Here is a 24,320-nt window from a genome sequence, read left to right as displayed (position 1 = left end):
TTTTAGGTATTGACAGGGTACTATATTTTTATTGTTGAACGGTAAGATTAATCAAAAATGGATCAAGAAAACACAGGGCAATCATCAAACGCGGGGCGTACAGGGTTTAGTAAAAAACGAACTGGATTAAACAATCTTGTAAGTGGACTGGGCAAGTTACCGCCACAGGCGTTGGATCTAGAAGAAGCTGTGTTAGGAGCGCTTATGTTGGAGAAAAATGCTCTCAGTGAAGTTATTGATATTCTTAAAGCCGAGTCTTTTTATAAAGAAGCTCACCAGAAGATATTTGAGGCTATTTTTAGCTTATTTCAAAAAACTTCTCCTATAGATATTTTAACGGTTACCACAGAGCTAAGACAGATGGGAGCGTTGGAGATGGTAGGTGGTGCGTTTTACATTACGCAACTCACAGACCGTGTGGTTTCAGCTGCCAATATCGAATATCATGCCCGTATTATCTCTCAGAAGTATATTCAACGCGAGTTGATCAAAGTTTCTTCCGAAATTATAAACTCTTCGTATGACGAGACCAGTGATATCTTTGATTTATTGGATCACGCTGAAAAGAGTCTCTTTGATATTGCACAGAACAACTTGCGTAGAGATTCCCGAAAAATGGATGACATTATGCGTGAGGCTATTAGCAATTTGGAGTTGTTGCGAGATCGTACGGATGGTTTGACGGGAGTCCCGTCGGGATTGACTGCATTGGATCGGATGACTTCGGGGTGGCAGCCTTCCGATTTGGTGATTATCGCTGCGCGTCCGGCGATGGGGAAGACAGCTTTCGTATTGTCCGTAGCGCGTAATGCTGCTGTTGATCATCAAAAAGCTGTTGCTGTATTCTCGTTAGAGATGTCATCTGTACAGTTGGTTAATCGTCTTATTGCCGGAGAAACTGAAATCGAACAGGAAAAACTAAAAAAAGGAAATTTAGCGGATCATGAATGGCAGCAGCTGCATTCGCGGATTGGTAGATTGACTGAAGCTCCACTTATTATTGACGATACACCTGCGTTGAATGTTTTTGAGTTCCGTGCGAAATGCAGACGTCTTAAAGCGCAGCATGATATACAGATGGTCATTGTCGATTATCTTCAATTAATGCATGGTAAATCCGAGGGTAAAGGTGGTGGTAACCGTGAGCAAGAGATTGGTAGTATTTCTAGGGCACTGAAATCGGTAGCTAAAGAACTTAATATTCCAGTATTAGCGTTATCTCAGTTGAGCCGGGCGGTCGAGTCTCGTCCTGGTAATGCTAAGCGTCCGATGTTATCCGATTTACGGGAGTCAGGTTCCATTGAGCAGGATGCCGATATGGTGTTGTTCTTGTATCGTCCAGAATATTATGGTCTTACCGAAGATGAGGAAGGAAGACCTACAGCGGGGGTAGGAGAGGTTATTATCGCGAAACACCGTAACGGTGAAACTGGTATTGTGCCGTTGAAGTTCGTAGGTAAATTTGTGAAGTTTGTCGATTTAGAGGACGACTTCTCTGGCATGGGAGGGGACTCTTTTGGAGGTGGCGGTGACGCCCCTTTTGGTGCTTCTGCAATGATGCCTTCGTCTTCGTTTGAGGATTTTGGAGGAGGCGGTATTACTATGCCTTCACGGATGAATGATATGCCAGATGACGCTCCTTTTTAGGGCGTACTCTTATTGAACTGGAAAATCAAAGTATTTATCTTTAAAAGGTTCGTCTTTTAAGGTATAGTGCCACCATTCTTTAGAATAAGCTTTGAATCCATGTTTCTCCATAGTAGATTTAAGTAACCTTCTGTTTTTCTGTTGGTCAGCATTTATTTTGGTGTATGCGTGCGCAGATATTTCTCCTAAAAAATCAAAACCACTACCCATATCCAATTCTTGCTTACTGTCTATGTTTATGATTGTTAGGTCCACCGTACTGCCCCTGCTATGGCCTGATTTGGAAGCGATATAACCTTTCTTAAACAAGAATCTTTTGTCTTCCGTTGGGTAAAATTCTTGTTTCCCCAAAGTATCCTTACTGTCTTTTGCCCAATGTACAAAATGATTTACTGCTGTTTGAGGACGGTAAGCATCGAATATTTTTAGTCCCATATTGTTTTTGTTTAGCTCTTTCTCTACCTTTGCCAATGCTTCTGCAGCTTTTTTTGTAAGAATGGTTTTAGGTTCCAAATAACCTTGTATGGGTTTTCCAATAAAGTTGTGATGACCGCAGTATCGTAAATCCACTTCTACATGTGGTATGATATCCTTCACATATACAAAACCATTGGGCAGTTGACTCTTTGCTTCTTGTGTAAGAGCGAGTAGTAGGACGAAGGGCAGCAGAGCAAGAAATACGAATTTTATCATAATGAGGCCTTTTATCGTATAAAGGTAGCTATTTCTCGGAATAAACAGCAGTGTGTGCAGTTCGTATTTGACAGTAATTTAGTAACTTTACAATCTATTTCTAACGGAAAAACTCTTTTTATTTTGGATTATTTAGCAGGATTAAATTCCACGCAGCGGGCAGCCGTAGAGCAGACAGAAGGTCCAGTGATGATTGTGGCGGGTGCAGGCTCCGGAAAAACTCGTGTTATCACATATCGAGTAGCACATCTTATTCGTAAAGGCGTAGATCCTTTCAATATTTTGGTGCTTACCTTTACTAATAAAGCCGCAAAGGAAATGCGGGAACGTATCATGAAAGTGGTAGGAGCAGAAGCCAAGAATATTTGGATGGGTACTTTTCACTCCATTTTTGCACGCATCTTAAGAGTGGAGGCTGAGTTGATCGGATATCCAAAAAACTTTACCATTTACGATACCGATGATACAAAAAGTCTTTTGAGATCTATTTTGAAAGAAATGAATCTGGATGATAAGTTGTATAATGTCAATCAGGTATATGGACGTATATCTTCAGCAAAAAATAATCTTATTTCTCCACAAGAATACAACAAGAATGAAGCAATTCTTGCCGAGGATAGAGAAAATGGAAGACCGCAGATGGGGCAGGTATATTTTACCTATGCACAACGCTGTTACCGGGCTGGAGCTATGGATTTTGATGATTTGTTGTTCAAGACGAATGTTTTGTTGAATAAACATCCGGAGACCCTACATAAATATCAGCATCAGTTTCGTTACCTCATGGTTGATGAGTATCAGGATACCAATTTTTCCCAATATCTAATCGTCAAAAGGTTAGCAGCTGTCAATGAGAACATCTGTGTAGTAGGTGATGATGCACAGAGTATCTATGCTTTCCGGGGGGCTAATATCCAGAACATTTTGAATTTTCAGAAGGATTATCCGGATGTGAATGTCTTTAAGTTGGAGCAGAACTATCGTTCCACCAAAATGATTGTAAATGCTGCAAATAGTATTATTGCAAACAATAAGAATCAACTGGAAAAAAATGTCTTTTCCGATAATGAAGATGGAGACAAAATAAAAGTTGCTCGTGCTTTTTCGGACAATGAAGAAGGAAAAATTGTTGCCGAGGCAATCTTGCAAGATAAATCTTTAGATTCTTTACAATTTAAGAATTTCGCGATTTTATACAGAACCAATGCCCAGTCTAGGGCGATGGAGGAATCGTTGCGTAAGCTGAATATTCCGTATAAAATTTATGGAGGGACCTCTTTCTACCAACGCAAAGAAATAAAGGACCTGATAGCCTATTTTCGTTTGACGTACAATCCTAATGACGAAGAAGCCTTAAAAAGAGTCATCAACTATCCACGTCGAGGCATCGGGGATACGACGATAGATAAGATAATTGTTGCGGCGGATAAGAATCAATACCGGTTGTGGGATATTGTATCAAATGCCCAGATGTTTTTGGATGGACGTAGTGCGACAGCTGTTTCTACGTTCGGAACCATGATTCAAAGTTTTCAAGCAATAGGAAATCAAGGAAATGCCTTCGATACAGCTATGCATATCGCACAGCATTCTGGTATGTTGAAAGACCTTTACGAGGATAAATCTGTGGAAGGCTTGAGTCGTTACGAAAATATCCAGGAATTGTTGAATGGTATCAAGGAGTTTTCCGAGCGAGAGGATATTGAGGAAAAAAGCTTAGATGTGTTTTTACAGGACGTAGCGCTACTCACCAATGACGATAACGACAAAGATCCGAATGCAGATACGGTGTCTTTGATGACGATACACTCGTCAAAAGGGCTTGAATTTCGTAATGTATTTATTGTTGGGTTAGAGGAAAATTTGTTTCCTTCGCAATTATCCGTAAATTCACGTACGGAATTAGAAGAAGAAAGACGTCTTTTTTATGTAGCTGTGACACGTGCCGAAACCAAACTTCACATTTCATATGCTACATCAAGATATCGATGGGGTACATTGAATAATTGTGAACCAAGTCGCTTTCTAGATGAATTAAATCCCGCCTGTCTGGATTTAGATTTCAAACCAAGAATGGGAAGTTTGGGAAGTGAATCAGGCATGAAGACAGATAAAGTAGCTTGGCAGCAAAAAGATTCTTTTTCTAAACCCAAGCCTAAAGTCGTAAAGACAACTTCGATTCTCCCCAAAGCCCACGTACCTACAGAAGGTTTTGCGCCTTCAGATACTTCGGGACTACAAGTAGGAATGGAAGTGGAACACGAAAGATTTGGATTTGGAAAGGTTGTCAATCTGGAAGGGAATAAACCCGATTTGAAAGCAACTATTTTCTTCAAAGAGTTGGGACAGAAACAATTGTTGCTTAAATTTGCAAAATTAAGAATAGTCCAATAGCAGTTGGACAGAATAATAAATAAAAAATAACGTTATTATTACGTTTAATTTCACTATATGAATTTTGATTATAACAGTACACGTTCTAAGCTGATCTTAGCAGAATATGGAAGGAATGTGCAAAATATGGTTGACCATATTTGTACCGTACCTTCTAAAGAGGAACGCAACAGATTAGCACAGGTCGTTATCGATATGATGGGAGTCTTAAATCCCCATTTACGTGATGTTTCGGATTTTAAACATAAACTTTGGGATCATTTGTATATCATTTCAGATTTTAAGATAGATGTGGATTCGCCTTATCCTATCCCTTCCAAAGAAGAAATCCATCACAAGCCTCAGCCTTTACCTTATCCACAGCACCGGATTCGTTTCAAACATTATGGTCATATCGTTGAGTCTATGATCGAGAAGGCTATGGCGGTACCGCATGAAGAGACAAGACAAAAAATGACGATAGGTATAGCCAACTTTATGAAGATGGCATATATCACTTGGAATAAAGATTCCGTAAATGATCAACAGATTATTCAAGATCTTAAAGAATTGTCCGGTTTTGTTTTGACCTTACCTGAAGACACCGTGTTAACCAAACTAGATTTCCGTACGCCGCCTCCGGGTAACCGTATAAAATCTCAGAGTACGGTAGGAAATAATAATCATAAGCAGTCTTCTAGTTCGAATAATAACAACAACAAGAAGCCATACCAGAATAACAATAATAACAATGGCGGTCGCAAAAGGCAAAGTACCAACACTGGGGGAAAAAGACCGTACCAGAGTAACAACAACAGTAATAATTACAAGAAGTAATACAAATTGTTTGTCTGCTTCGAAGTAGGAGGCTGTCTGAAATTTCGAAATACGAATACAATGCTATGGATTCTTTAAGGGGTTCATTGTATTTTATTAGCAAGTATTTCTGTCTGAGACATCCTCTTATTTTTTCTGAAACTGTCTGTATTCAATGGCCATCAAGAACTTTCATATGTCTTGGCGATACAAAGGAATCATGAAAGTTTTATTTTGCGAATAATGCATTATTTGAAGAGACCAACAAGAATTTAAAACCTATAGTAAATCTATACTGCAGTTGATGTAAGTATAATCTTAAGGTTTTATGGTTACAATTGACTATATCTATTTTTATAATAAGCTAGTATATGAACGCATTTGAAATTCACGGTGGGAAACCGTTAAAAGGAGAAATTATACCTCAAGGTGCTAAAAATGAGGCCTTGCAGATCTTATCAGCAGTGTTGTTAACATCCGAAAAAATAACAATAAGCAATATACCAGATATTAAGGATGTAAATAAGCTGATTGATCTCTTACGTTCGTTAGGTGTATCTGTAAATAAATTGAATAAAGATACTTATGATTTTCAGGCTAAAGATATTGATATAGATTACTTTACTTCGGAAGAATTTAAACAAAAAGGTGGTGGTTTGAGGGGCTCGATTATGATCGTAGGGCCTTTGTTAGCTCGCTTTGGTAAGGCAGCGATCCCTAAACCGGGAGGTGATAAAATCGGACGTAGAAGATTAGATACGCACTTTCTAGGTTTCGAAAAATTAGGAGCAAAGTTTGTTTATGATGCAGAGAACCATTTTTTCAATGTTGACGCTACCGAACTAAAAGGAGCCAATATCTTATTGGACGAAGCATCAGTAACAGGTACCGCTAATATTGTGATGGCTGCTGTTCTAGCTAAAGGCATCACTACAATTTATAATGCGGCATGTGAGCCTTATTTACAGCAGTTGTGTAAGATGTTAAACCGTATGGGAGCTAAAATATCAGGAATAGGTTCCAATCTATTAACCATTGAAGGTGTAGATACTTTAGGTGGTACAGAGCATCGTATGTTGCCAGATATGATTGAGATCGGTTCCTTCATTGGTTTGGCTGCGATGACTGGCTCTGAGATTACGATAAAGAATGTGGCTTATAATGAGCTAGGTATTATCCCATCGGTATTTGCACGTTTAGGAATCAAACTGGAACTTAGAGGCGATGATATTTTTATCCCTGCACAGGATAATTATGAAATAGATACATTTATTGATGGATCTATTTTGACAATATCAGATGCTCCTTGGCCTGGTTTTACTCCAGATCTTTTGAGTATAGTCCTTGTTACAGCCATTCAGGCCAAAGGCAACGTCTTGATTCATCAAAAAATGTTCGAGAGTAGATTGTTCTTCGTTGATAAATTAATTGATATGGGAGCACAGATTATCTTATGCGACCCACATCGTGCAGTCGTGATGGGATTGAACAAGCAAACCAAGCTTAGAGGTATACCAATGTCATCACCGGATATTCGTGCTGGAGTCTCTTTATTGATCGCAGCATTGTCTGCGCAAGGAAAGTCTACAATCTTCAATATCGAGCAGATTGAGAGAGGATACCAGGATATTGAAGAGCGACTGAAGGCTTTAGGAGCTGATATCAAGCGTGTTGAAGCGCAACCTTTGGGACATTAATAAATTGTCTGAATAGTGTTAATAAATTAAAATTGTCTTTGTTTTACAAAATGCTATTTTAATATTTGTGAAATATTAACGTTTAAACATATATTATTAGAAGATGAAAAAACTAGTTTTATTTTCAGCGGTAGCAGCAATGGTTCTTGCTTCTTGTGCTGGTAATCCAGAAGGGAAAAAAGCTGAAACAAAAGATTCAGTAGCGACAGTTGATCAGGTCGTAGGTGCAGCTTACACAGTAGATACTGCAGCGAGCAAAATTATGTGGAAAGGAACTAAGGTTTCTGGCTTCCATGAAGGTGTTGTAAGCGTAAAATCAGGAACTTTAAATATTGATAAAGGTGCTATTACTGGTGGTAGCTTTACCCTAGATATGAATACAATCTCTGCTACGGATTTGCAAGGCGAATATAAAGATAAACTAGATGGACACTTGAAAGCTGATGATTTCTTTGGTGTAGCTACACATCCAGAAGCTTCTTTTACAATCACTGAAGTAAAGGCTGGTGCCACTCCAAGCGATGTTAAAATCTCTGGCAATCTAGTTATAAAAGGCATTTCTAAAAATATTACGTTTGATTCTAAAGTAGAGGAAATTACGGATACTACGGTAAAAACTTCGGCTGACTTTAATATCTTACGTGAAGACTGGGGTGTGAGTTACGAAGGAAAGAAAGACGATTTAATTTCTAAAGAAATTAACTTCCGCGTTAATATTGTAGCTAAAAAATAAGAAAAACTTATAAATCATTAAAACCGCTAGCAATAAATGTTGGCGGTTTTTTTGTGCACAAAATCTATAGGACAAAAAAAAGACCAATCTAATGATTGATCTTTTATCGTACCTAGGGCGGGAATCGAACCCGCACTCCCTTAACGGGAACAGGATTTTAAGTCCTGCGTGTCTACCAGTTCCACCACCTAGGCAACTGAGCGAAAGACGAGATTCGAACTCGCGACCCCAACCTTGGCAAGGTTGTGCTCTACCAACTGAGCTACTTTCGCTTGACGTGCTGCAAATATAGAGTAATAATGGTGTTTTGCAAAATAAAATTAAAAAAAATACGTCAGAAGAGCTATTCTTTTATTTTTTCAAAAATGAGCGAATTCTCATACCCCTTACTTTGTAGGTAACGTACGAGTTTAGCCCTTTCTGTTAGAGAGAGTTGACTTAATTCGTCGCCAACCTTTCTTTGAATAAGGTCTTTCAACTTTTGCTCATAGTCGTCAAGGTCTATTTGCTGGAGTGCAATTTTGATCAGTGGGACAGAGACACGTTTCGCTTTTAGATGTTGCTGTATTTTGATTTTTCCCCAGCCTTTAATTCTAAACTTTCCCAGTACAAATGCCTTCGCAAAGCGTTCCTCATTCAAGAAATTACTTGAAATTAGGTCACTGATTATTTGTTCAACATCTTCCAAATGTAAACCCCAATTATACAACTTATCCCGGACCTCCTGTTGTGATCGTTCTTGGTAGGCGCAGTAAGCCTCTGCTCTTAGCTTAGCTTGATTGGGTGTAAGTTTTTTTTTTCGTTCCTGATACTCCTCCATAATACAAACTTATGCAAAAGTGCCACATATTCCCCAATAGATGTACAAAAAGGGGAATCAATCTGGTTGAAAATCGTGTAGAAGAAGGCTTGCTCTCTGCTGTTTTAAAAAGAGTAAATCGTTTTTACTTGTTGAAAATAATGATGAAATTTGTTTTAATTCTTAGCTATGTACACTTTAGATATAATCCTTCCTCATATTGACCACAGTAAGCGTTTATTGCCTTATCCTCAAGCTAGGTTTTCGGTATTAGCTTACGATACGCGTAAAATCAGATTAGGGACAGATTGTCTTTTCTTTGCCTTGGTTCAACAGCGAGATGGACATCGCTATATCTTGGACGCTTATCAGAAAGGCGTCCGTTCATTTGTGATATCCGATCCCGATTTTGACACAAGAGACTACCCTGATGCTAACTTTCTTTGGGTAAATGATACCATGAGAGCTTTACAACAGCTAGCAGCCTATCATCGAAGTCGATTTTCGATACCTGTTGTAGGGATTACCGGAAGCAATGGAAAGACTATTGTTAAATCTTGGCTACATCAATTACTTTCCCCGGAATACAAGTGTTACCAAAGTCCAAAGAGTTATAATTCGCAGCTTGGGGTAGCATTATCCTTGTGGAACCTTACGGCCGAGCATGACCTTGCTATTATTGAAGCAGGAGTCAGTAAAATAGGCGAGATGGATTTTCTTCAACAGATGATACGTCCTACTTTTGGTATATTCACCAGTTTAGGTACAGCACATCGTGAAGGGTTTAACTCTAAGGAGGAGAAGTTTGCTGAAAAGTGGAAACTATTTGCTGGGGTATCACCTGTTATCGTGCCTTCATCTGCAATACCTGAAGCTTATTCCTCATCTTCCAATTGTATCACTTGGGGAGGACGGCCAGAAGATCAGTTACAATTTTTAGGATCGAGCCAAGATAAGGACCATACGGTTTTACAGTTGCGGTATGAAAAAGAATCTTTTGTGATAGCCGCTCCATTTGTCGACAAAGCCTCGATAGATAATGTTTTAACCTGCATTTTGGTTATGTTGACAATGGGATATGCTGTTGATACAATCGAGCAGCGAGTCGTCTTATTACGTCCACTGGAAATGAGATTGCAACTGAAAAAGGGAAAATATAACAATAGCATAATTGATGATACTTACTCGAACGATTTTGCATCTCTCCAGATTGCATTAGACTTTTTAGGGCAGCAAAATCAGAGTGACGTTAAAAAATTAATCCTGAGTGATTTTGAGGGTGAAGAATGGACGACCAAAACCATTGATAAATTCGCTCAGTTGCTCAATGTACAGTCTTTGAGTCAGGTGATACTTGTTGGCGAACGAATGGAAATGCTACGTAGTAAGTTGCAAATGCCTTCGTTGCTCTTTAAATCTACCGATGAATTGTTGAACGCTTTAGCCGATCTTGGATTAAAGAACTGCGTTCTGCTTTTAAAAGGAGCACGTAAGTTTGAATTAGAAAGAGTAGGACGGTTATTGGTAGAGCAGTCCCACGACACGATTCTCGAAATCAATCTTAAAGCAATAGAAAATAATCTTTCGCAATATCGTTCCTGTTTGTCCAAAGGTGTCCGAATGATGGCGATGGTAAAAGCTTTTTCCTATGGGAGCGGAAGTTTTGAGGTGGCAAATGTCTTGCAGTTTAATAAATTGGATTACCTCACCGTCGCTTTTGTGGATGAAGGAGCCGAACTCCGTCGTGCTGGTATAAGCATACCGATTATGGTACTTAGTCCACACGAGGGTACTTTCGAAGATATATTACTATACGATTTGGAACCAGAGATTTACTCGATTCGTATCTTGAGGTCATTTATAGCCTTCTTGGAGACGCGAGGTATTACCTCTTATCCGGTACATCTTAAGTTAGATACAGGTATGCATCGTCTTGGCTTTATGCCAGATGAGATTGGACCTGCGGTGGACATAATACGTACGAGCCAACGGATTAAAATCGTTACAGCTTTTTCGCATCTGGTTGGAGCAGGCAGTAGAGAATTAGGAACGTTTTCAACTCAACAGATACAGCTTTTTAAGCAGATGGTATCTCAGATAGAGCTTAGTATAGGTTATTCTGTTATGAAGCACATTTGTAATACTTCCGGAATAGTCTATCACCCCGAGGCGCACATGGATATGGTACGATTGGGGATAGGGTTATATGGATTTGATATGGCGCCTAATGCTTTGAATTTGGAAGAGGTAGGTACGTTGAAAACGACGATTACACAGATAAAAAAAATACCCAAGACCGAGACTGTAGGATACGATAGAAAAGGGGTCTTGCAACGAGATTCCATTATTGCGACGGTCAAGATCGGTTATGCCGATGGTTATGACCGACGCCTGGGTAATGGGATTGGGGAGATGTCTATCAATGGCAATATTGTTACTACTGTCGGAAACATCTGTATGGATATGTGTATGTTGGATGTAACCGACATCGAAGCTAGGGAAGGAGATGAGGTATTGGTTTTTCCAGATCTTAATCAGGCAGCAAGAAATATAGGGACGATTCCATATGAATTGTTGACAGGTATTTCATCTCGAGTAAAAAGAGTGTATTTTTACGAATAAATATGGTAAAGAAGATTTTTCAACGGCTATTATATTACCTTATCAAAGGTACACTGGTTATAGTACCAGTCGCGGGCGCTATTTTCCTAATTGTGTGGATTGTCGCATCGCTCGACAATGCATTGAATATCACGCAGCATTTTTTACAGGATGAGCATGGTCATCCCCTATACATTCCAGGTATTGGTATTCTTACCGTGATACTATTATTGATTATCGTAGGGCTGATCTTCACATCTTTGGTTACAGAGCCTATTAAGCAGTGGCTTAACAGGACTGTAAATAGAATTCCCCTATTCAATACGTTGTATTCCTCTATCAAGGATTTTACAGAAGCGTTTGTGGGGGATGCCAAAAAATTTAATGAACCTGTTTTGGTCGAAGTGAATGAAACTGGCTTAAAGAAGATTGGGTTTCTTACCCAAAGGGATCTTGGTAAGTTGGGGCTTCCAGAAGAAGTCATTGTATATTTTCCTTATTCTTATTCTTTTGCTGGGCAGGTAGTTGTTGTCAAGTCTTCACGGGTTACCAAATTAAACATGAGTGCGACAGACGCCATGAAACTTGTGGTATCCGGTGGGGTGTCTGGTATTGAGTAAGATGAAATGTATAAGATTATAAGGCGTTTCTTTCACAAGGATAAGGTAATCGATAAGGCTCAGCAAATTGCAGAAGCACGACTATCGTTCGAGTATAGCCGCATAGATAGAAAATTATTGTCGGCATATCTACAGCAAAGTGTCGATTTGCCCACGGATCTGAAGCTATTCATTCAACAAGGATTGTCGTATGTAGACCGTGACCGAATACCTTTGGACGAAGAGTATTTACTGCTGAAGTCCTACGTCGGATTCTTTGAAGGCTATCTAGGAAGCGAAATCTTGGTTTCTTTCGATTTTCCCGTGAAACCGAATGGTCTGTTCATTCCGGCATTTCTTCTTTTTCCAATGATTCAGAATGCTTTTCATCACGGCTATCATACCTCTAAAAAATATCCAGTTCGAATAAAAGGAAAATTAATAGCGGATACATTGTCGCTCGAAGTAAGCAATCGGGTTAATCATCATATAGCGGACCAAAGCCAAACCGAATTGATTCAGTTTTTCAGATCGCGGTTAGATCACGAATATAAAGATCAGTATGATCTAATCTTGAATAGTAACAGTTATACCTTCAAAGCGACACTGCGATTGAAACTAGAGGGAGTAAACCCTTAAATTTATGTTAATATTATTGTAATTATTTTATAACAATTGATTTTTAAAAACTCATTTAGCTATATTTATATAGGAGTTTTTAAATAACTAATTGTCGGATTTAAATACGTAAAAAATGATTGGTACATTAATAGAAAAGGAAAGCATCAACAACTACAAGATTATTGCTGCGGAGGGAAACAAAGTTGAAGAGTTATGTCGTAAATTGAATGATGCGCAACGTTTGGGGAATGAGTTTAAGTCGAAAGTTACCATTGTATTTAATACAGAAGACGGACCTATGCGTATCGAAACTACGGTATGGTCGCTTACAGATAAATACATACAGATCAAAAGCGGTGTACTGATACCATTATCAGCCATAATATCTGTAGAATATTAAAATAAAAAAGTCCAACTGATGTTGGACTTTTTTATTGGTGTTAAAAATCAAATTTGATTCGGGCTCGAACTCCCCATTGTGACACATTTGGTTGATCCAAGTAATTCAATCTTTTGACAAGATCTACCCGTAGTATCTTGAAAATATTCGAGAGACCCACACTGGCCTCCATATAAGGTTTAGAACCGAATGTGAAAGATGAGATATCCCCTTCAGAATTGGTCTGCCAAGCATAAACCTTGTTATTCAAGGTTGGGTTATTCTCATCTCTTAATCCTCCATACAGTGCTTTAAAACTGAATACCTCACGCAACTGAAGTCGCTTTATTAAAGGTAATTTATTCAGAATAAATCCATTCATATAGTACTGTATATTCATTGCTGCATGGTGGTCCGAGATAAATTCCATAAAGTTCATTAAGTTATACGACTGCAATTGATAGGCATAGGTCTGGTTGGCACGGTGTATAGTAAGAAGAGGGTATGGGATATCCTTACCAAGTGTATATCCACCATCCAAAGTTACATCTGCATAGCCAAGCTGAGATAGGTAGACGCGTTTGAATGCGCTAGCTGTAAAATTATGATAGTTGTACTCTCCATCCAGTAATCCTTTGATACCTGCTGTATAATTAACAGTAAAAATAGGGTACTTGTTGAATATAGGGGTGCGGTACAGTTTCCCTTGGTAATATTGTTCATTTGGTGCCCAGCGAATCCCTACAGATAGCTCTGTAGTGTTTAATTCGTTAACCAAATAAGGTTCCCCTTGTTCAGGGCGCAACTCATAACGGATTACACCCGCTGGTTGTTGTTTCCATTTACTTAACCCCGCAGTGATCGAAAAATTATTTTCAAACTCAGCTTTATAGTCCAGACGGTAGATGTCATTATAAAGGTAGCTCTCATTCTCACCTCGTTTGAACGATAATAACACGTTGTCTTCTTGGATAAACTCTAGGTTCTGTCCTGGGATTTTTGTGTCGTGCTGTACCGACGCACGAATATAGTGTTGTGGAAATTTATAGACCGATTTATTGTTTAAGGAATAAGTTCCACTAACAAAATATTTCCATTTTTTATCGTTGAAACCATAAGCGGCATAGGCCTCCGAATAGAAACGGGTGCTTAGACTCTCGGTTGTCCGACCTCCTATACGTAAACGCAAGCCTTCAACGGGGTTGTAGCTGTAAAAAGTATTCACTGGACCTATTTCGACAGGCCCTGCCTGTTTATAGCCGGACAATAGCAATGCTCCAATATCCATGACCCTTCTGAAAGAAGACATCAGTTGCAGACTATCGATGTTATGGTATATGTTCATCTCCGAACTGCTTAGTGGTTCGTGGCGTAATCCTGCCCAATAGCTTTCCCGAACCTCCTCTGTCTGTGGAGGTGTAGGTACCCGTACTACATCATCGCCAGCATAGATACTATCCGGCTGCTCTCTACCATTGACAAAGTCCTTGTAGTATACAATTCTGTTGCCACGGATACCTTTACCTTTTTCTGTTAAGGCAAAATCGATACCTAAGCTACTCTTATTTAAGAAATATTTGTTTCTGTTGTCCTTTTCAAAAGCTAGTTCAATGTCAAGATCCCTGACAAAGTTGAGGTTGATATCATCACTTACTTTCATCTTAGCCCCCTGCACAGCGTATTGTCCATCCAAGGTGATATACAGTTTTCCTTGAAATAAAAAGTCACTTTTGTTTCTGGGGAAAAAACTTAACTCAACAAGCCATGGCTGATCCGATTTGATGGTATCTGTAATATAAAAGCGGTAAAATGTAGGCGAGCTATTTGCTATTGGGCTTAAAAACTGATTCGTTAACAAGCTAATATTACTGTCGTAGATGTCTACCTTTTCGTAGAGTTTATTGAAATAATTAGAAAGCCCTTCGTTATCAACAAATTTGGGGTCAAATTCGGCTTTCTGCTCGGCAATAATATATTGTTTTGTTTTCTTTGGATCGTTTCTATAATATACTTTGGATACCTTTTCCTCTATAAAAGCGGGAAGAACATAGCTCTCCGTGTTGGTCGAATCATCCTTTTGGAAAAGAAACTGATAGTTTTTGAAGACCTTCTTATTGACAAATTTAGGTGAGAGGTTGCTCAATCCCAACGAGATTTTTTCGTACTGTTCATACTCGACAAACTCTTGTCCGGTCATTCTATTCTGATCCCTATGTGCGATTACCTGACGAATCAATTCGACAGCAGGATTATTCTTGTTCGAATATTTTAATTTTGGCCTTTTGATGACAACCTCATCGATTAGGTTTTCGGGATCAAGCAGGAGATCAAAATTTGTCTGATTATTACTCAGATCTAATAATTGATCATGATACCCCACATAAGAAACCCGTACCTTAACCTCCTTGTTAGGGAGCGTAAGATTAAAAATGCCGTTATCATCAGAATATGTTTTTTGTTGTCCACCCAGTATTGCAACAGTAGCAAAAGAAATTGGCTCTTTGGATTGTTTATCCAAAATACGACCACGTATTTGGAGTTCCTGAGCATACCCTAAGCTGATAAAAAAAATACTTGCGAAAAGGAGGGATATACCTTTATTGATTAGCGCTTTCATGTCTAAACATCTATGTTTTTACTTTTGACTTTAATACCTTTTAATTCAAAAGTTATGATGCAAATTACGAGCATATTTTTCATATTTGAAAGTATTGTAAATGAGTTTGACCTTTTTATGATAAAAGTCTAATTGACTAACTTTTGAACTATGAAGGAGATATGCCTATTGATGTGCCTTAGTAAAAGACATTATTTTTTCTTGGGGAGTTGAGCTTGATGGGTAGGAGAGGCTTGGTAGAAAATGAGAGTCCGATTTATGGAATTATTGATTTATCCTGATATTCGAACCCTCATTGTTTAACGGTCTTTATTTCGGCAACGTTGGATTATTAATGAACTTCTCAAAAGTCTTTTTGTTTTGATTTACCAGCCATTCGTAGATTTTAGCACCATGACTTAGACGCTTTACCCCCCATTCAGATAGGTCATCTATGTTTGCGAGCTTAGGCGTCAAAAATAAATTCAACGGCAACTTACCATCACCGACCAAAGCTAAAATGTCCGATTTCTTTTCAGCAAGGGGAACAAACACACCATCGGCCCCAGCTTTTTGATACGCTTTCATCCGTTTGACAGATTCGTCCAAAGCTGTAGGATGGCCGGTTGTGTAGGTATCAGTTCTTGCGTTGATAAAGATGTTTTTATGGATCGATTTGATGGCTTGGATTTTTTCTGCTAAAAGCTCCTGCTTACCGAGCTTTCTGTTTCCTTTTATTACTTTTCCATCTTCTAGATTGATTCCCACTACTCCTGCATCAATCAGACGTTTGACATTATTTACGACTTCCTCCAGATTATCAGAATATCCCGATTCAAAATCGACGGAAACTGGAATAGAAACCGACTTGACAATACGTTCGACCATAAAGAGTATTTCATCGACGGATATTTTTTCTCCATCGGCGTAACCTAGTAGGTTTGCCATAGCATGACTAGATGTCCCTAACGCCTGAAAGCCCGAATCTTCAGCGATTTTGGCGGATTGTACATCCCATACATTACCGAGTATTAAGGTACGATCCTGTTGGTGTAGTTTTTTGAATTTTGTATATGACATATCCCTCTCTATTGTTTTATAGGTAGAACAATAGAGAGGTACGTTTGTTTAATTTTTTTTTGACATTAATTCACGTCTTTCATCTCCATTAACTTTGAGGCTACTTTTCCGTTCCAAATATACTTTTCCCGCTTACGTTTCTTCTTATACTGATATTCTTCGGCATTTTCATCGATAACTTCGCCCTCTTCAATATCCTTAATGATTAGATTTGGATCTAGGTTATGCTCCGATGGGAAAAGTATTTTTTCTTCATAATAATAGATTCCCGCATCTCCAACCGTATATCGGCTAAACATTGGGATAATTTCTTGTCCATTCCAGCTGAAGTAATAGTAATAGCTCGGTATACCGCAGGCTTCTCCTAGAAAGCCGATTCGAAAGATGTTTTGTAAGCCGGACAATCCCATATTAGGCAACAGTTTATAGTCCGAATAGCGTTGCTCATTTAATTCTGCAGGGTAGTAGTCCTTACTTTTAAGATTCTTGTTCGCATCAAAGCATTTGACTTGTAGCATATAGGCTGCAGGGCTATAAGACGTTTCTTTGTCATATCTTAAAAAACCAAAACTGAATATGTTTCCGTCTTGGCTAACTAGTCGTCCCAAAGCAAGTAGACCCGACCAAATAAAGCCCTCTTTGCGTTTACCGTCCTTAACATAGGAAACTCTGCGCCAAGGAGCCTCAAAACCTCTAGCTATGGAGTTATTATAACTATCGGATTTAATGATAAGCTGTGTCTCCTGCGTTAGTGAATCCAATAGACGGCCGCGAGTACTAGGATAGTCCCTGATATAGGCTATCTCCGCAAAAACATAGGCGGTATCACCTATTTGTTTTTGCCAGAAACTATAGTCATCTTCCACTATATAGGCTGCCGCATCTTCCTGAGCGTGCAGTGAAGAAGCACAGATCAACATCATTAAGCTAAAAAGTATAATTCTCATTTTATTATTTTCTGTTTTTTATTTACTGCTAAATACCGTAAAAATAAGTGAATGTACAATCGCTGAAAATAGGGATAATGCAAAAAGCCCCAAAAGGGGCTTTCTGTAAGTGTATAAAAACTTAACGGAGACTTGTTAAACTCTCCTCTAGGATCTGGATCTTAGCTTCAGCATCAGTTTTTTTATTTCTTTCATTTTGAATGATTTCCGGTTTTGCATTTTGTACGAAACGCTCATTTGATAATTTTTTATCTACGGAAACCAAGAAACCTTTAAGGTATTCGATTTCATTACTGATACGTTCCTTCTCAGCAGCTACATCAATATTGTCAGCAGCCAATTTTACATAGCACTCGCTTTTTCCAGCAAGGAAACTCAAAGCCCCTGTTACCTTTTCCTGTACAAAAGTCAGTTCAGATATATTCGCAAGTTTAACGATGCTGTCCTGATATTTTGAGAAATCCATGTCAGAAGCATTTATCGCCAAAGGCAATGCTGTTTTAGGAGACATCCCTTTTGTATTACGTACATTACGTACTTCGGATATAATTTGTTGTACTGCTGCAAACTCTTTAATGACCTGTTCGTCAAAAGCCGTTACCTTTGGGAATTCAGCTACGATTACACAGTCTTTTGCTGTCCGTACACCGAATAGTTCATCGTGCCACAATTCTTCCGTCAAGAAAGGCATGAACGGATGTGCTAGCTTAAGCACCTTTAGAAACAATGATTTCACCGTTTCTAAAGTTTCAACCTCAATAGGAGTTTGGTAAGCAGGTTTGATCAGTTCGAGGTACCAAGCACAAAAATCATCCCAAATTAATTTATAAGTTGTCATCAACGCATCGGACAACCTATAGTTTGCGAAATGCTCGTCAATCTCAGCGACTGCTTGATTAAAACGGTTTTCAAACCAAAAAGCCGCTGTTTTTTGAGCATCCGTTGCTGCTGAATCCGTAGTTTCCCAACCTTTCACCAACCGGAAAGCATTCCATATTTTATTCGCAAAATTACGTCCTTGTTCGCAGTATGAAACATCAAACATAAGGTCATTTCCAGCAGGAGAAGATAATAACATACCCACACGTACCCCATCTGTACCATACTGAGCCATTAACTCAATTGGATCAGGTGAGTTGCCCAGAGATTTGGACATCTTACGGCCCAACTTATCACGTACAATACCTGTTAGGTATACATTACGGAAAGGCGGCTTTTGTGTATAGTCATGCCCCATGATGATCATACGAGCTACCCAAAAGAAAAGAATTTCCGGTGCCGTTACTAAATCATTGGTAGGGTAGTAGTAGTAGAACTCCTCATTTTCAGGATTGCGTACACCATCAAACACAGACATGGGCCATAGCCCCGAAGAGAACCAGGTGTCCAAAACATCTTCTTCTTGGTGGATACCAGCTACCGACTTGCCCTGTGCTTCAAACTCTTTAATGGCATCGGATTCAGACTTCGCTACGACCCATTCGTTTTTGTCATTGTACCAAGCAGGAATACGTTGTCCCCACCATAGTTGACGGGAGATACACCAATCCTTTACATTTTCCATCCAATGTTTATACGAAGCAAAGAATTTCTCTGGAATCAATTTAATGGTGCCATTCTCTACATATTCCAGAGCCGGTTTAGATAATTCTTCCATCTTACACCACCATTGCATAGAAAGCTTAGGCTCGATAGCGGCGTCAGTGCGCTCAGAAAAACCTACTTGAGATTTATAGTCTTCAATTTTTTCAATCTGTTCGACTTCTTCTAGTAGCTTAGCTATTTTTTTACGCGCGATAAAGCGATCTTCACCGATTAAAATTTCTGCTTTGTCATTGAGTGTACCATCATCATTTAAAATATCGATTACAGGTAGATTATGTTTCTGTCCCAGTTCGTAGTCGTTTAAATCATGGGCAGGGGTTACTTTAAGACATCCCGTACCAAATTCTATGTCAACATATTCGTCTTCGATTATAGGGATTTCACGGTTTACCAATGGTACTAATACCGTTTTTCCTTTTAGATGCGTATAGCGCTCATCATTTGGATTGATACAGATAGCCGAATCGGCCATGATCGTTTCTGGTCTAGTAGTAGCTATAATAAGATATTCGTCGCTATCTTTTATTTTATAACGAATATAGTACAATTTTTGATTTACCTCTTTACGTATTACCTCTTCATCTGACAGGGCTGTTTTTCCTTGTGGATCCCAGTTAACCATGCGTACACCGCGGTATATATAACCTTCTTTGTAAAATTTAATGAAAGTGTCTATAACGGATTCTGATAGATCGGGATCCATCGTAAATTTGGTGCGGTCCCAGTCGCAAGAAGCGCCCAGTTTTTCCAACTGTTTCAGAATAATACCTCCATATTTTTCTTTCCATTCCCAAGCATGTGTCAGGAAAACTTCACGCGTAAGGGATTTCTTATCGATACCCTGCTCTTTTAGCATAGCGACGACTTTAGCCTCGGTAGCGATAGATGCGTGATCGGTACCAGGTACCCAACATGCGTTTTTACCTTGCATACGCGCACGACGGATCAATACATCTTGAATCGTATTGTTTAACATATGCCCCATGTGCAGTACTCCAGTGACGTTTGGTGGTGGCATTACAATAGTGTATGGTTCACGTTCGTCTGGTGTTGAACGGAAAAAACCATTTTCCATCCAATAGGAATACCATTTGTCTTCTGCTTCTTTCGGATTATAAGTTTTTGCTATGCTCATTGCTATTAATATGGCGTAAAAAGTGTACAAAAATAAGGATTTAAGCTGTCATATCCCACTTTCTTATGCCAAATAAAGACAAGAAGATATGCGTACTGTTAAAAATATGTTAATATCTAATTAAGGGATTGATAATTAAGTGTAAATTTGCTCGTTTTTAGAACGAAATAGGATGCAGAACTTTGTTAATGAGTTAAAGGCTTTAACTCGTTATTTTTTATTTTGGTTGATCGTATGTTTTATTGATCGCTTCATTTTTATAATTTCTTTTTTTGAAAAAGTTAAAGGTAAACCCCTAACTGATATATTAAGTATTTTCTACCACGGATTGTTTTTGGACTTTTCAGCAGTCGCTTATATTTGTGTGATTCCTTTTTTACTTTATGGCATATTGAGCTTTCTGCCACGTGTTAAGCTCAAGCGTAAGGTTTTAGATGTGTATACGTTAGTGGTACTGTTGCTTTATTTCGGAGTTTCCTTCATCAATATCAATATCTACCGGGAATGGGGTGATAAGATATCAAAGAGAGCAATAGATGCATTTTGGGCTTCGCCTTCGGGGGCTGTAGCTTCTGCCGAATCTACGCCTATATTCGTGCCTATTGTTGGAATTATTGCGGGAATTATTCTCGGATACTATCTCTATAGATACCTATTCAAGTCGGTTTGGTTTTTTAACATTAAAAAGCCGTTAGCCAATGGTTTGAAATTGCTCTTAGGCGTTTTTATCCTGTTCACGTTTATTCGCGGAGGTTATGGTAGAGCTCCACTAAATCCAAGTAAAGCTTATTTTTCTGAAAATACGTTTTACAATCATGCTGCGGTTAATACGCAATGGTCCCTTCTGCGTGATTATTTCACCCGGAGTACCTTACTACGTAATCCTTATGCTTTTTATGATAATGATACCGTACTCAAATCTAAAATAGAACCTGTATTTGCCAATAACCCCGACTCTACAGTACAGGTTCTGACCACAAAGCGTCCCAATGTAGTATTGATTATGATGGAAAGCTTCGTGGGAGATTTGATAGCGTCTTTGGGCGGTGAAAAAGGAGTTACACCTAATTTGGAAAAATTGATTCAGGAGGGAGTTCTTTTTGACCATATCTATGCGGCCTCGGATCGTTCTGACAAGGGAATGATTGGCGTATTGAGTGGTTTTCCTGCGCAGGGGCCAGAGAGCATCATTAAATATATACCTAAGCATGAAAACATACCTGCAATAGGAGAGGATCTGGATCAAATCGGATACAGCAACTCATTTTATCACGGCGGGCAGAGTGAATTTTATAATTTTAAATCTTATATGTTGACACACGGTGTCGAAAAGGTTGTTGATCAGGCTAATTTTGGACTTCACGAAGATAGGGCATCATGGGGTGTATATGATCATGTGATTTTTAATCAGATGCTGAAAGATCTAAACAAGGAAAAACAACCATTTTTCTCAACAATGTTTACCTTGATTAATCATGAACCATTTGAGCTAAAGGGGGAATACAAGTTCGGTAAAGATAGTAATCCCAATAAATTTAGAAGCACGGCATATTATACCGATTCCGTTATATTCGACTTTATAGAAAAGGCCAAGAAAGAAGATTGGTATAAAAACACCCTTTTTGTATTGGTTGCCGATCATGGACACCGATTCCCAACAGAAAAATGGGATCTATCTCATCCAAAACGATTCCATATACCTTTGGTGTTTTTTGGCGATGTTATAAAAAGAGAGTTCCGAGGAAAAGTAATTCCAAGAATTGGAAACCAAACCGACCTTGCAGCGACATTATTGCATCAATTGGGGGTGTCTGCAACACGGTATCCTTGGAGTAGGGATCTTTTTAATTCAACAACTACTGAAGTCGCTTTTTATAACTCGAAAGATGCTTTTGGTATTATTACACCTCAACAGACTATATCTTTTGAAAATGTAGGTAAATCGATCAATTATCAGGCTAATCCTGATTACCCCAAGGCAAAGACTGATAGTTTATTGGATATAGCAAAGGCCTATTATCAAGGCGTATATAAAGAATTTTTAGCCTATTAATATTACACCGTATGAAGAAGATATTAACCGTAAAAGGCAACTGGAACACACTTTTGTTGCTTATCCTTGTTTTTCTTTTTTTACTTTTTCTGTATGCATTGTTGCGATTGGGCTTCTACACGGTGAATAGTTCGTTGTTCCCCCATGTGGACAGTTCTTCCTTGGTGACTATGCTGATAGGCGGTGTCAAATTTGATACAGTAGCCATTCTATATGTCAATATTCTTTTTATTTTATTGCAGATATTGCCTGTTCCTTTCAAATATAATACCGTATACCAAAAAGTATGCAAATGGATTTTTGTGTTGACGAATAGTCTGGCTGCCGCATTGAGTTTGATCGATTACGCCTATTATCCTTTTACATTAAAGCGTACTACAGGAACAGTATTCAGTCAGTTTTCTAATGAGCAAAATCTAGGTAAACTCAGTCTTGACTTTATGATGGATTACTGGTATTTGGTTTTTGCATTTGTAGGATTAGTTTTTTTGCTGGCCTATTGTTATGATCGGATTCGGGTTGAACGCCCCATAAAGACGGGCTGGGCTTTTTATACAATTCAATCTTTGTCTTTCCTTGCGATCATATTTCTTTTTGTAGGAGGAGTTCGTGGTGGTTGGGCGCATAGCACAAGACCTATTACCTTAAGTAATGCCGGAGATTATGTGAAGAATCCAGAAGAGATGAGTATCGTGCTAAATACTCCTTTTAGTATTTTAAAAACGCTCAAGGCAATAGAGCTGAAAGAACAGCATTACTTTTCTGAACAAGAATTGAATGCTCTATATCCTGTAATCCATCAACCTCATTCTTCAACTGAATTTCGCAAGCTTAATGTCGTATTTTTGATCATGGAGAGCTTTGGTAAGGAATATATCGGAGCATTAAATAAGGATATAGACAACGGAAATTACAAGGGGTATACACCTTTTCTAGACTCTTTGATACGAGAATCATTTACATTCAATCATTCATATGCCAATGGTCGAAAGTCCATTGATGCATTACCTTCGGTTATCACGGGAGTGCCTTCTGTCGGTGAGCCTTTTGTATTATCTATATATTCCAGTAATAAAACGACGAGTATAGCCAAACTATTGGGAGATGAAGGGTATGAAACGGCTTTTTTCCATGGAGCACCAAACGGGAGTATGGGCTTTTCCGCGTATACACAGTTAGCCGGAATTCAAAATTACTACGGTAAGAACGAATACAATAATGATGCTGATTTTGATGGTATCTGGGGAATATGGGACGAGCCTTTTATGCAGTTTATGGCAAAGAAGATCGACGATATGCGACAACCGTTTTTTGCAGGTTTTTTTTCACTCTCTTCACATCACCCTTTTAAAGTACCTGAACGGTATAAGGATGTATTCCCCAAAGGGCCACTTGCATTGCACGAACCTATAGGCTACGCAGACAATGCATTGCGCCAATTCTTCAACAGCATATCGAAAAGTGATTGGTACCCTAATACATTATTCGTATTGTGTGCAGATCATACCAGTCTGAGCCACCTTCCAGAATATCAAACTTTACCAAATACGTTTGCAATTCCTATTGTGTTTTATTATCCTGGAGGCAATTTGAAAGGAACATCCGACAAGCTGATACAGCAGATAGATATTATGCCTACTGTGTTGAATTATTTAAAATATCCAAAGCCGTATTTTGCTTTCGGTTTCGATGCTTTTGATAACAAGCAGAACAATTTCGTTGTGAATACAATTGGCGAAACCTACAACCTTTTTAAAGGTGATTATTTCATGACTTATGATGGAAAGAAGCCAACTTCGCTGTATAACATCAAGAAAGATTTAATGCTTAAGGACAACTTGGTAGATCGTGATCCTATTGTAAAAGATAGTTTGCAGCAGACAATGCAGGCCTTTATTCAACAATACAACTTTGGTATGATCCACAATAAGTTGACTGCAGAATAA

General features: G+C 38.7%; 17 protein-coding genes and 2 tRNA genes. 11 read left to right on the top strand and 8 right to left on the bottom strand.

The genetic code is table 11. The features are described from left to right. The first annotated feature begins 57 nt into the window (after nt 1–57). On the top strand, nt 58–1,647 hold the full coding sequence (gene dnaB, locus B5X76_RS05270; RefSeq protein ID WP_079641906.1) for a replicative DNA helicase: 1,590 nt from the start codon (nt 58–60) through the stop codon (nt 1,645–1,647). A 9-nt stretch (nt 1,648–1,656) separates the two neighbouring features. On the opposite strand, the gene B5X76_RS05265 is transcribed toward dnaB, so the two are convergent. Continuing rightward, complete coding sequence (locus B5X76_RS05265; protein WP_079641904.1) at nt 1,657–2,340, bottom strand: M15 family metallopeptidase; 684 nt, start codon at nt 2,338–2,340, stop codon at nt 1,657–1,659. A gap of 123 nt (nt 2,341–2,463) precedes the next feature. Between B5X76_RS05265 and B5X76_RS05260 the strand changes: the two genes are divergently transcribed. From B5X76_RS05260 to B5X76_RS05245, 4 genes are all read left to right on the top strand, one after another. Beyond that, nucleotides 2,464–4,734 carry an ATP-dependent helicase gene (locus B5X76_RS05260; protein ID WP_079642270.1) on the top strand — a complete coding sequence of 757 codons (2,271 nt, stop codon included), beginning with the start codon at nt 2,464–2,466 and terminating at the stop codon, nt 4,732–4,734. Nucleotides 4,735–4,791: 57 nt separating this feature from the next. Beyond that, complete coding sequence (locus B5X76_RS05255; RefSeq protein ID WP_079641903.1) at nt 4,792–5,550, top strand: DUF4290 domain-containing protein; 759 nt, start codon at nt 4,792–4,794, stop codon at nt 5,548–5,550. A gap of 350 nt (nt 5,551–5,900) precedes the next feature. Next, nucleotides 5,901–7,226, top strand: coding sequence for a UDP-N-acetylglucosamine 1-carboxyvinyltransferase (murA, locus tag B5X76_RS05250; RefSeq protein ID WP_079641901.1), 1,326 nt, complete (start codon nt 5,901–5,903; stop codon nt 7,224–7,226). A gap of 103 nt (nt 7,227–7,329) precedes the next feature. After that, the gene (locus tag B5X76_RS05245; protein WP_079641900.1) at nt 7,330–7,959 is read left to right on the top strand and encodes a YceI family protein; all 630 of its coding nucleotides are present in this window, start codon (nt 7,330–7,332) and stop codon (nt 7,957–7,959) included. Between the two features lie 109 nt (nt 7,960–8,068). Here B5X76_RS05245 and B5X76_RS05240 read toward each other — a convergent pair. The 3 genes from B5X76_RS05240 to B5X76_RS05230 all read right to left on the bottom strand — a co-directional run bounded on the left by B5X76_RS05240 (nt 8,069) and on the right by B5X76_RS05230 (nt 8,779). Continuing rightward, a tRNA-Leu gene (locus B5X76_RS05240) sits at nt 8,069–8,153 on the bottom strand. A gap of 5 nt (nt 8,154–8,158) precedes the next feature. Continuing rightward, nucleotides 8,159–8,231: transfer RNA gene (locus tag B5X76_RS05235), tRNA-Gly, on the bottom strand. A gap of 71 nt (nt 8,232–8,302) precedes the next feature. Next, a complete protein-coding gene (locus tag B5X76_RS05230) occupies nt 8,303–8,779 on the bottom strand; it encodes a regulatory protein RecX (protein WP_079641898.1) in 477 nt (158 codons plus the stop codon). Between the two features lie 168 nt (nt 8,780–8,947). On the opposite strand from B5X76_RS05230, the gene B5X76_RS05225 reads away from it, so the two are divergent. The 4 genes from B5X76_RS05225 to B5X76_RS05210 all read left to right on the top strand — a co-directional run bounded on the left by B5X76_RS05225 (nt 8,948) and on the right by B5X76_RS05210 (nt 12,979). Beyond that, nucleotides 8,948–11,380, top strand: coding sequence for a bifunctional UDP-N-acetylmuramoyl-tripeptide:D-alanyl-D-alanine ligase/alanine racemase (locus B5X76_RS05225; protein WP_079641897.1), 2,433 nt, complete (start codon nt 8,948–8,950; stop codon nt 11,378–11,380). Between the two features lie 2 nt (nt 11,381–11,382). Then, nucleotides 11,383–11,979, top strand: a complete 597-nt coding sequence (locus tag B5X76_RS05220) for a DUF502 domain-containing protein (RefSeq protein WP_079641895.1) — start codon at nt 11,383–11,385, stop codon at nt 11,977–11,979. Nucleotides 11,980–11,985: 6 nt separating this feature from the next. Next, nucleotides 11,986–12,597, top strand: coding sequence for a sensor histidine kinase (locus tag B5X76_RS05215; RefSeq protein ID WP_079641894.1), 612 nt, complete (start codon nt 11,986–11,988; stop codon nt 12,595–12,597). A 115-nt stretch (nt 12,598–12,712) separates the two neighbouring features. After that, nucleotides 12,713–12,979, top strand: coding sequence for a hypothetical protein (locus B5X76_RS05210; protein ID WP_079641892.1), 267 nt, complete (start codon nt 12,713–12,715; stop codon nt 12,977–12,979). 40 nt (nt 12,980–13,019) lie between these two features. Here B5X76_RS05210 and B5X76_RS05205 read toward each other — a convergent pair whose 3' ends face one another. The 4 genes from B5X76_RS05205 to B5X76_RS05190 form a co-directional block, all read right to left on the bottom strand. Continuing rightward, nucleotides 13,020–15,575: a DUF5686 and carboxypeptidase-like regulatory domain-containing protein gene (locus B5X76_RS05205; RefSeq protein WP_079641891.1), complete on the bottom strand. Its 2,556-nt coding sequence runs from the start codon at nt 15,573–15,575 to the stop codon at nt 13,020–13,022. A 309-nt stretch (nt 15,576–15,884) separates the two neighbouring features. Then, complete coding sequence (locus tag B5X76_RS05200) at nt 15,885–16,634, bottom strand: isocitrate lyase/PEP mutase family protein (RefSeq protein ID WP_079641889.1); 750 nt, start codon at nt 16,632–16,634, stop codon at nt 15,885–15,887. Between the two features lie 65 nt (nt 16,635–16,699). Beyond that, nucleotides 16,700–17,581 (bottom strand): hypothetical protein, encoded by an 882-nt coding sequence (locus tag B5X76_RS05195; RefSeq protein ID WP_139375213.1) that lies wholly within the window; start codon nt 17,579–17,581, stop codon nt 16,700–16,702. A 121-nt stretch (nt 17,582–17,702) separates the two neighbouring features. Then, nucleotides 17,703–20,321 carry a valine--tRNA ligase gene (locus B5X76_RS05190; RefSeq protein ID WP_079641886.1) on the bottom strand — a complete coding sequence of 873 codons (2,619 nt, stop codon included), beginning with the start codon at nt 20,319–20,321 and terminating at the stop codon, nt 17,703–17,705. Between the two features lie 172 nt (nt 20,322–20,493). On the opposite strand from B5X76_RS05190, the gene B5X76_RS05185 reads away from it, so the two are divergent. Both B5X76_RS05185 and B5X76_RS05180 read left to right on the top strand, forming a co-directional pair. Beyond that, nucleotides 20,494–22,374 (top strand): LTA synthase family protein, encoded by a 1,881-nt coding sequence (locus B5X76_RS05185; RefSeq protein WP_079641885.1) that lies wholly within the window; start codon nt 20,494–20,496, stop codon nt 22,372–22,374. A gap of 11 nt (nt 22,375–22,385) precedes the next feature. After that, complete coding sequence (locus B5X76_RS05180; RefSeq protein WP_079641883.1) at nt 22,386–24,320, top strand: LTA synthase family protein; 1,935 nt, start codon at nt 22,386–22,388, stop codon at nt 24,318–24,320.

The sequence above is a fragment of the Sphingobacterium nematocida genome (assembly GCF_900168125.1).
Lineage (GTDB): Bacteria > Bacteroidota > Bacteroidia > Sphingobacteriales > Sphingobacteriaceae > Sphingobacterium > Sphingobacterium nematocida.
This window is presented reverse-complemented; position numbering and strand designations above follow the sequence as displayed.

Bases quoted from the DNA above. Each gene is read 5' to 3' on its own strand.
- dnaB (WP_079641906.1), top strand. From the start codon at position 58: ATGGATCAAGAAAACACAGGGCAATCATCAAACGCGGGGCGTACAGGG.
- B5X76_RS05265 (WP_079641904.1), bottom strand. From the start codon at position 2,340: ATGATAAAATTCGTATTTCTTGCTCTGCTGCCCTTCGTCCTACTACTC.
- B5X76_RS05255 (WP_079641903.1), top strand. From the start codon at position 4,792: ATGAATTTTGATTATAACAGTACACGTTCTAAGCTGATCTTAGCAGAA.
- murA (WP_079641901.1), top strand. From the start codon at position 5,901: ATGAACGCATTTGAAATTCACGGTGGGAAACCGTTAAAAGGAGAAATT.
- B5X76_RS05245 (WP_079641900.1), top strand. From the start codon at position 7,330: ATGAAAAAACTAGTTTTATTTTCAGCGGTAGCAGCAATGGTTCTTGCT.
- B5X76_RS05230 (WP_079641898.1), bottom strand. From the start codon at position 8,779: ATGGAGGAGTATCAGGAACGAAAAAAAAAACTTACACCCAATCAAGCT.
- B5X76_RS05225 (WP_079641897.1), top strand. From the start codon at position 8,948: ATGTACACTTTAGATATAATCCTTCCTCATATTGACCACAGTAAGCGT.
- B5X76_RS05220 (WP_079641895.1), top strand. From the start codon at position 11,383: ATGGTAAAGAAGATTTTTCAACGGCTATTATATTACCTTATCAAAGGT.
- B5X76_RS05215 (WP_079641894.1), top strand. From the start codon at position 11,986: ATGTATAAGATTATAAGGCGTTTCTTTCACAAGGATAAGGTAATCGAT.
- B5X76_RS05210 (WP_079641892.1), top strand. From the start codon at position 12,713: ATGATTGGTACATTAATAGAAAAGGAAAGCATCAACAACTACAAGATT.
- B5X76_RS05205 (WP_079641891.1), bottom strand. From the start codon at position 15,575: ATGAAAGCGCTAATCAATAAAGGTATATCCCTCCTTTTCGCAAGTATT.
- B5X76_RS05200 (WP_079641889.1), bottom strand. From the start codon at position 16,634: ATGTCATATACAAAATTCAAAAAACTACACCAACAGGATCGTACCTTA.
- B5X76_RS05195 (WP_139375213.1), bottom strand. From the start codon at position 17,581: ATGAGAATTATACTTTTTAGCTTAATGATGTTGATCTGTGCTTCTTCA.
- B5X76_RS05190 (WP_079641886.1), bottom strand. From the start codon at position 20,321: ATGAGCATAGCAAAAACTTATAATCCGAAAGAAGCAGAAGACAAATGG.
- B5X76_RS05185 (WP_079641885.1), top strand. From the start codon at position 20,494: ATGCAGAACTTTGTTAATGAGTTAAAGGCTTTAACTCGTTATTTTTTA.
- B5X76_RS05180 (WP_079641883.1), top strand. From the start codon at position 22,386: ATGAAGAAGATATTAACCGTAAAAGGCAACTGGAACACACTTTTGTTG.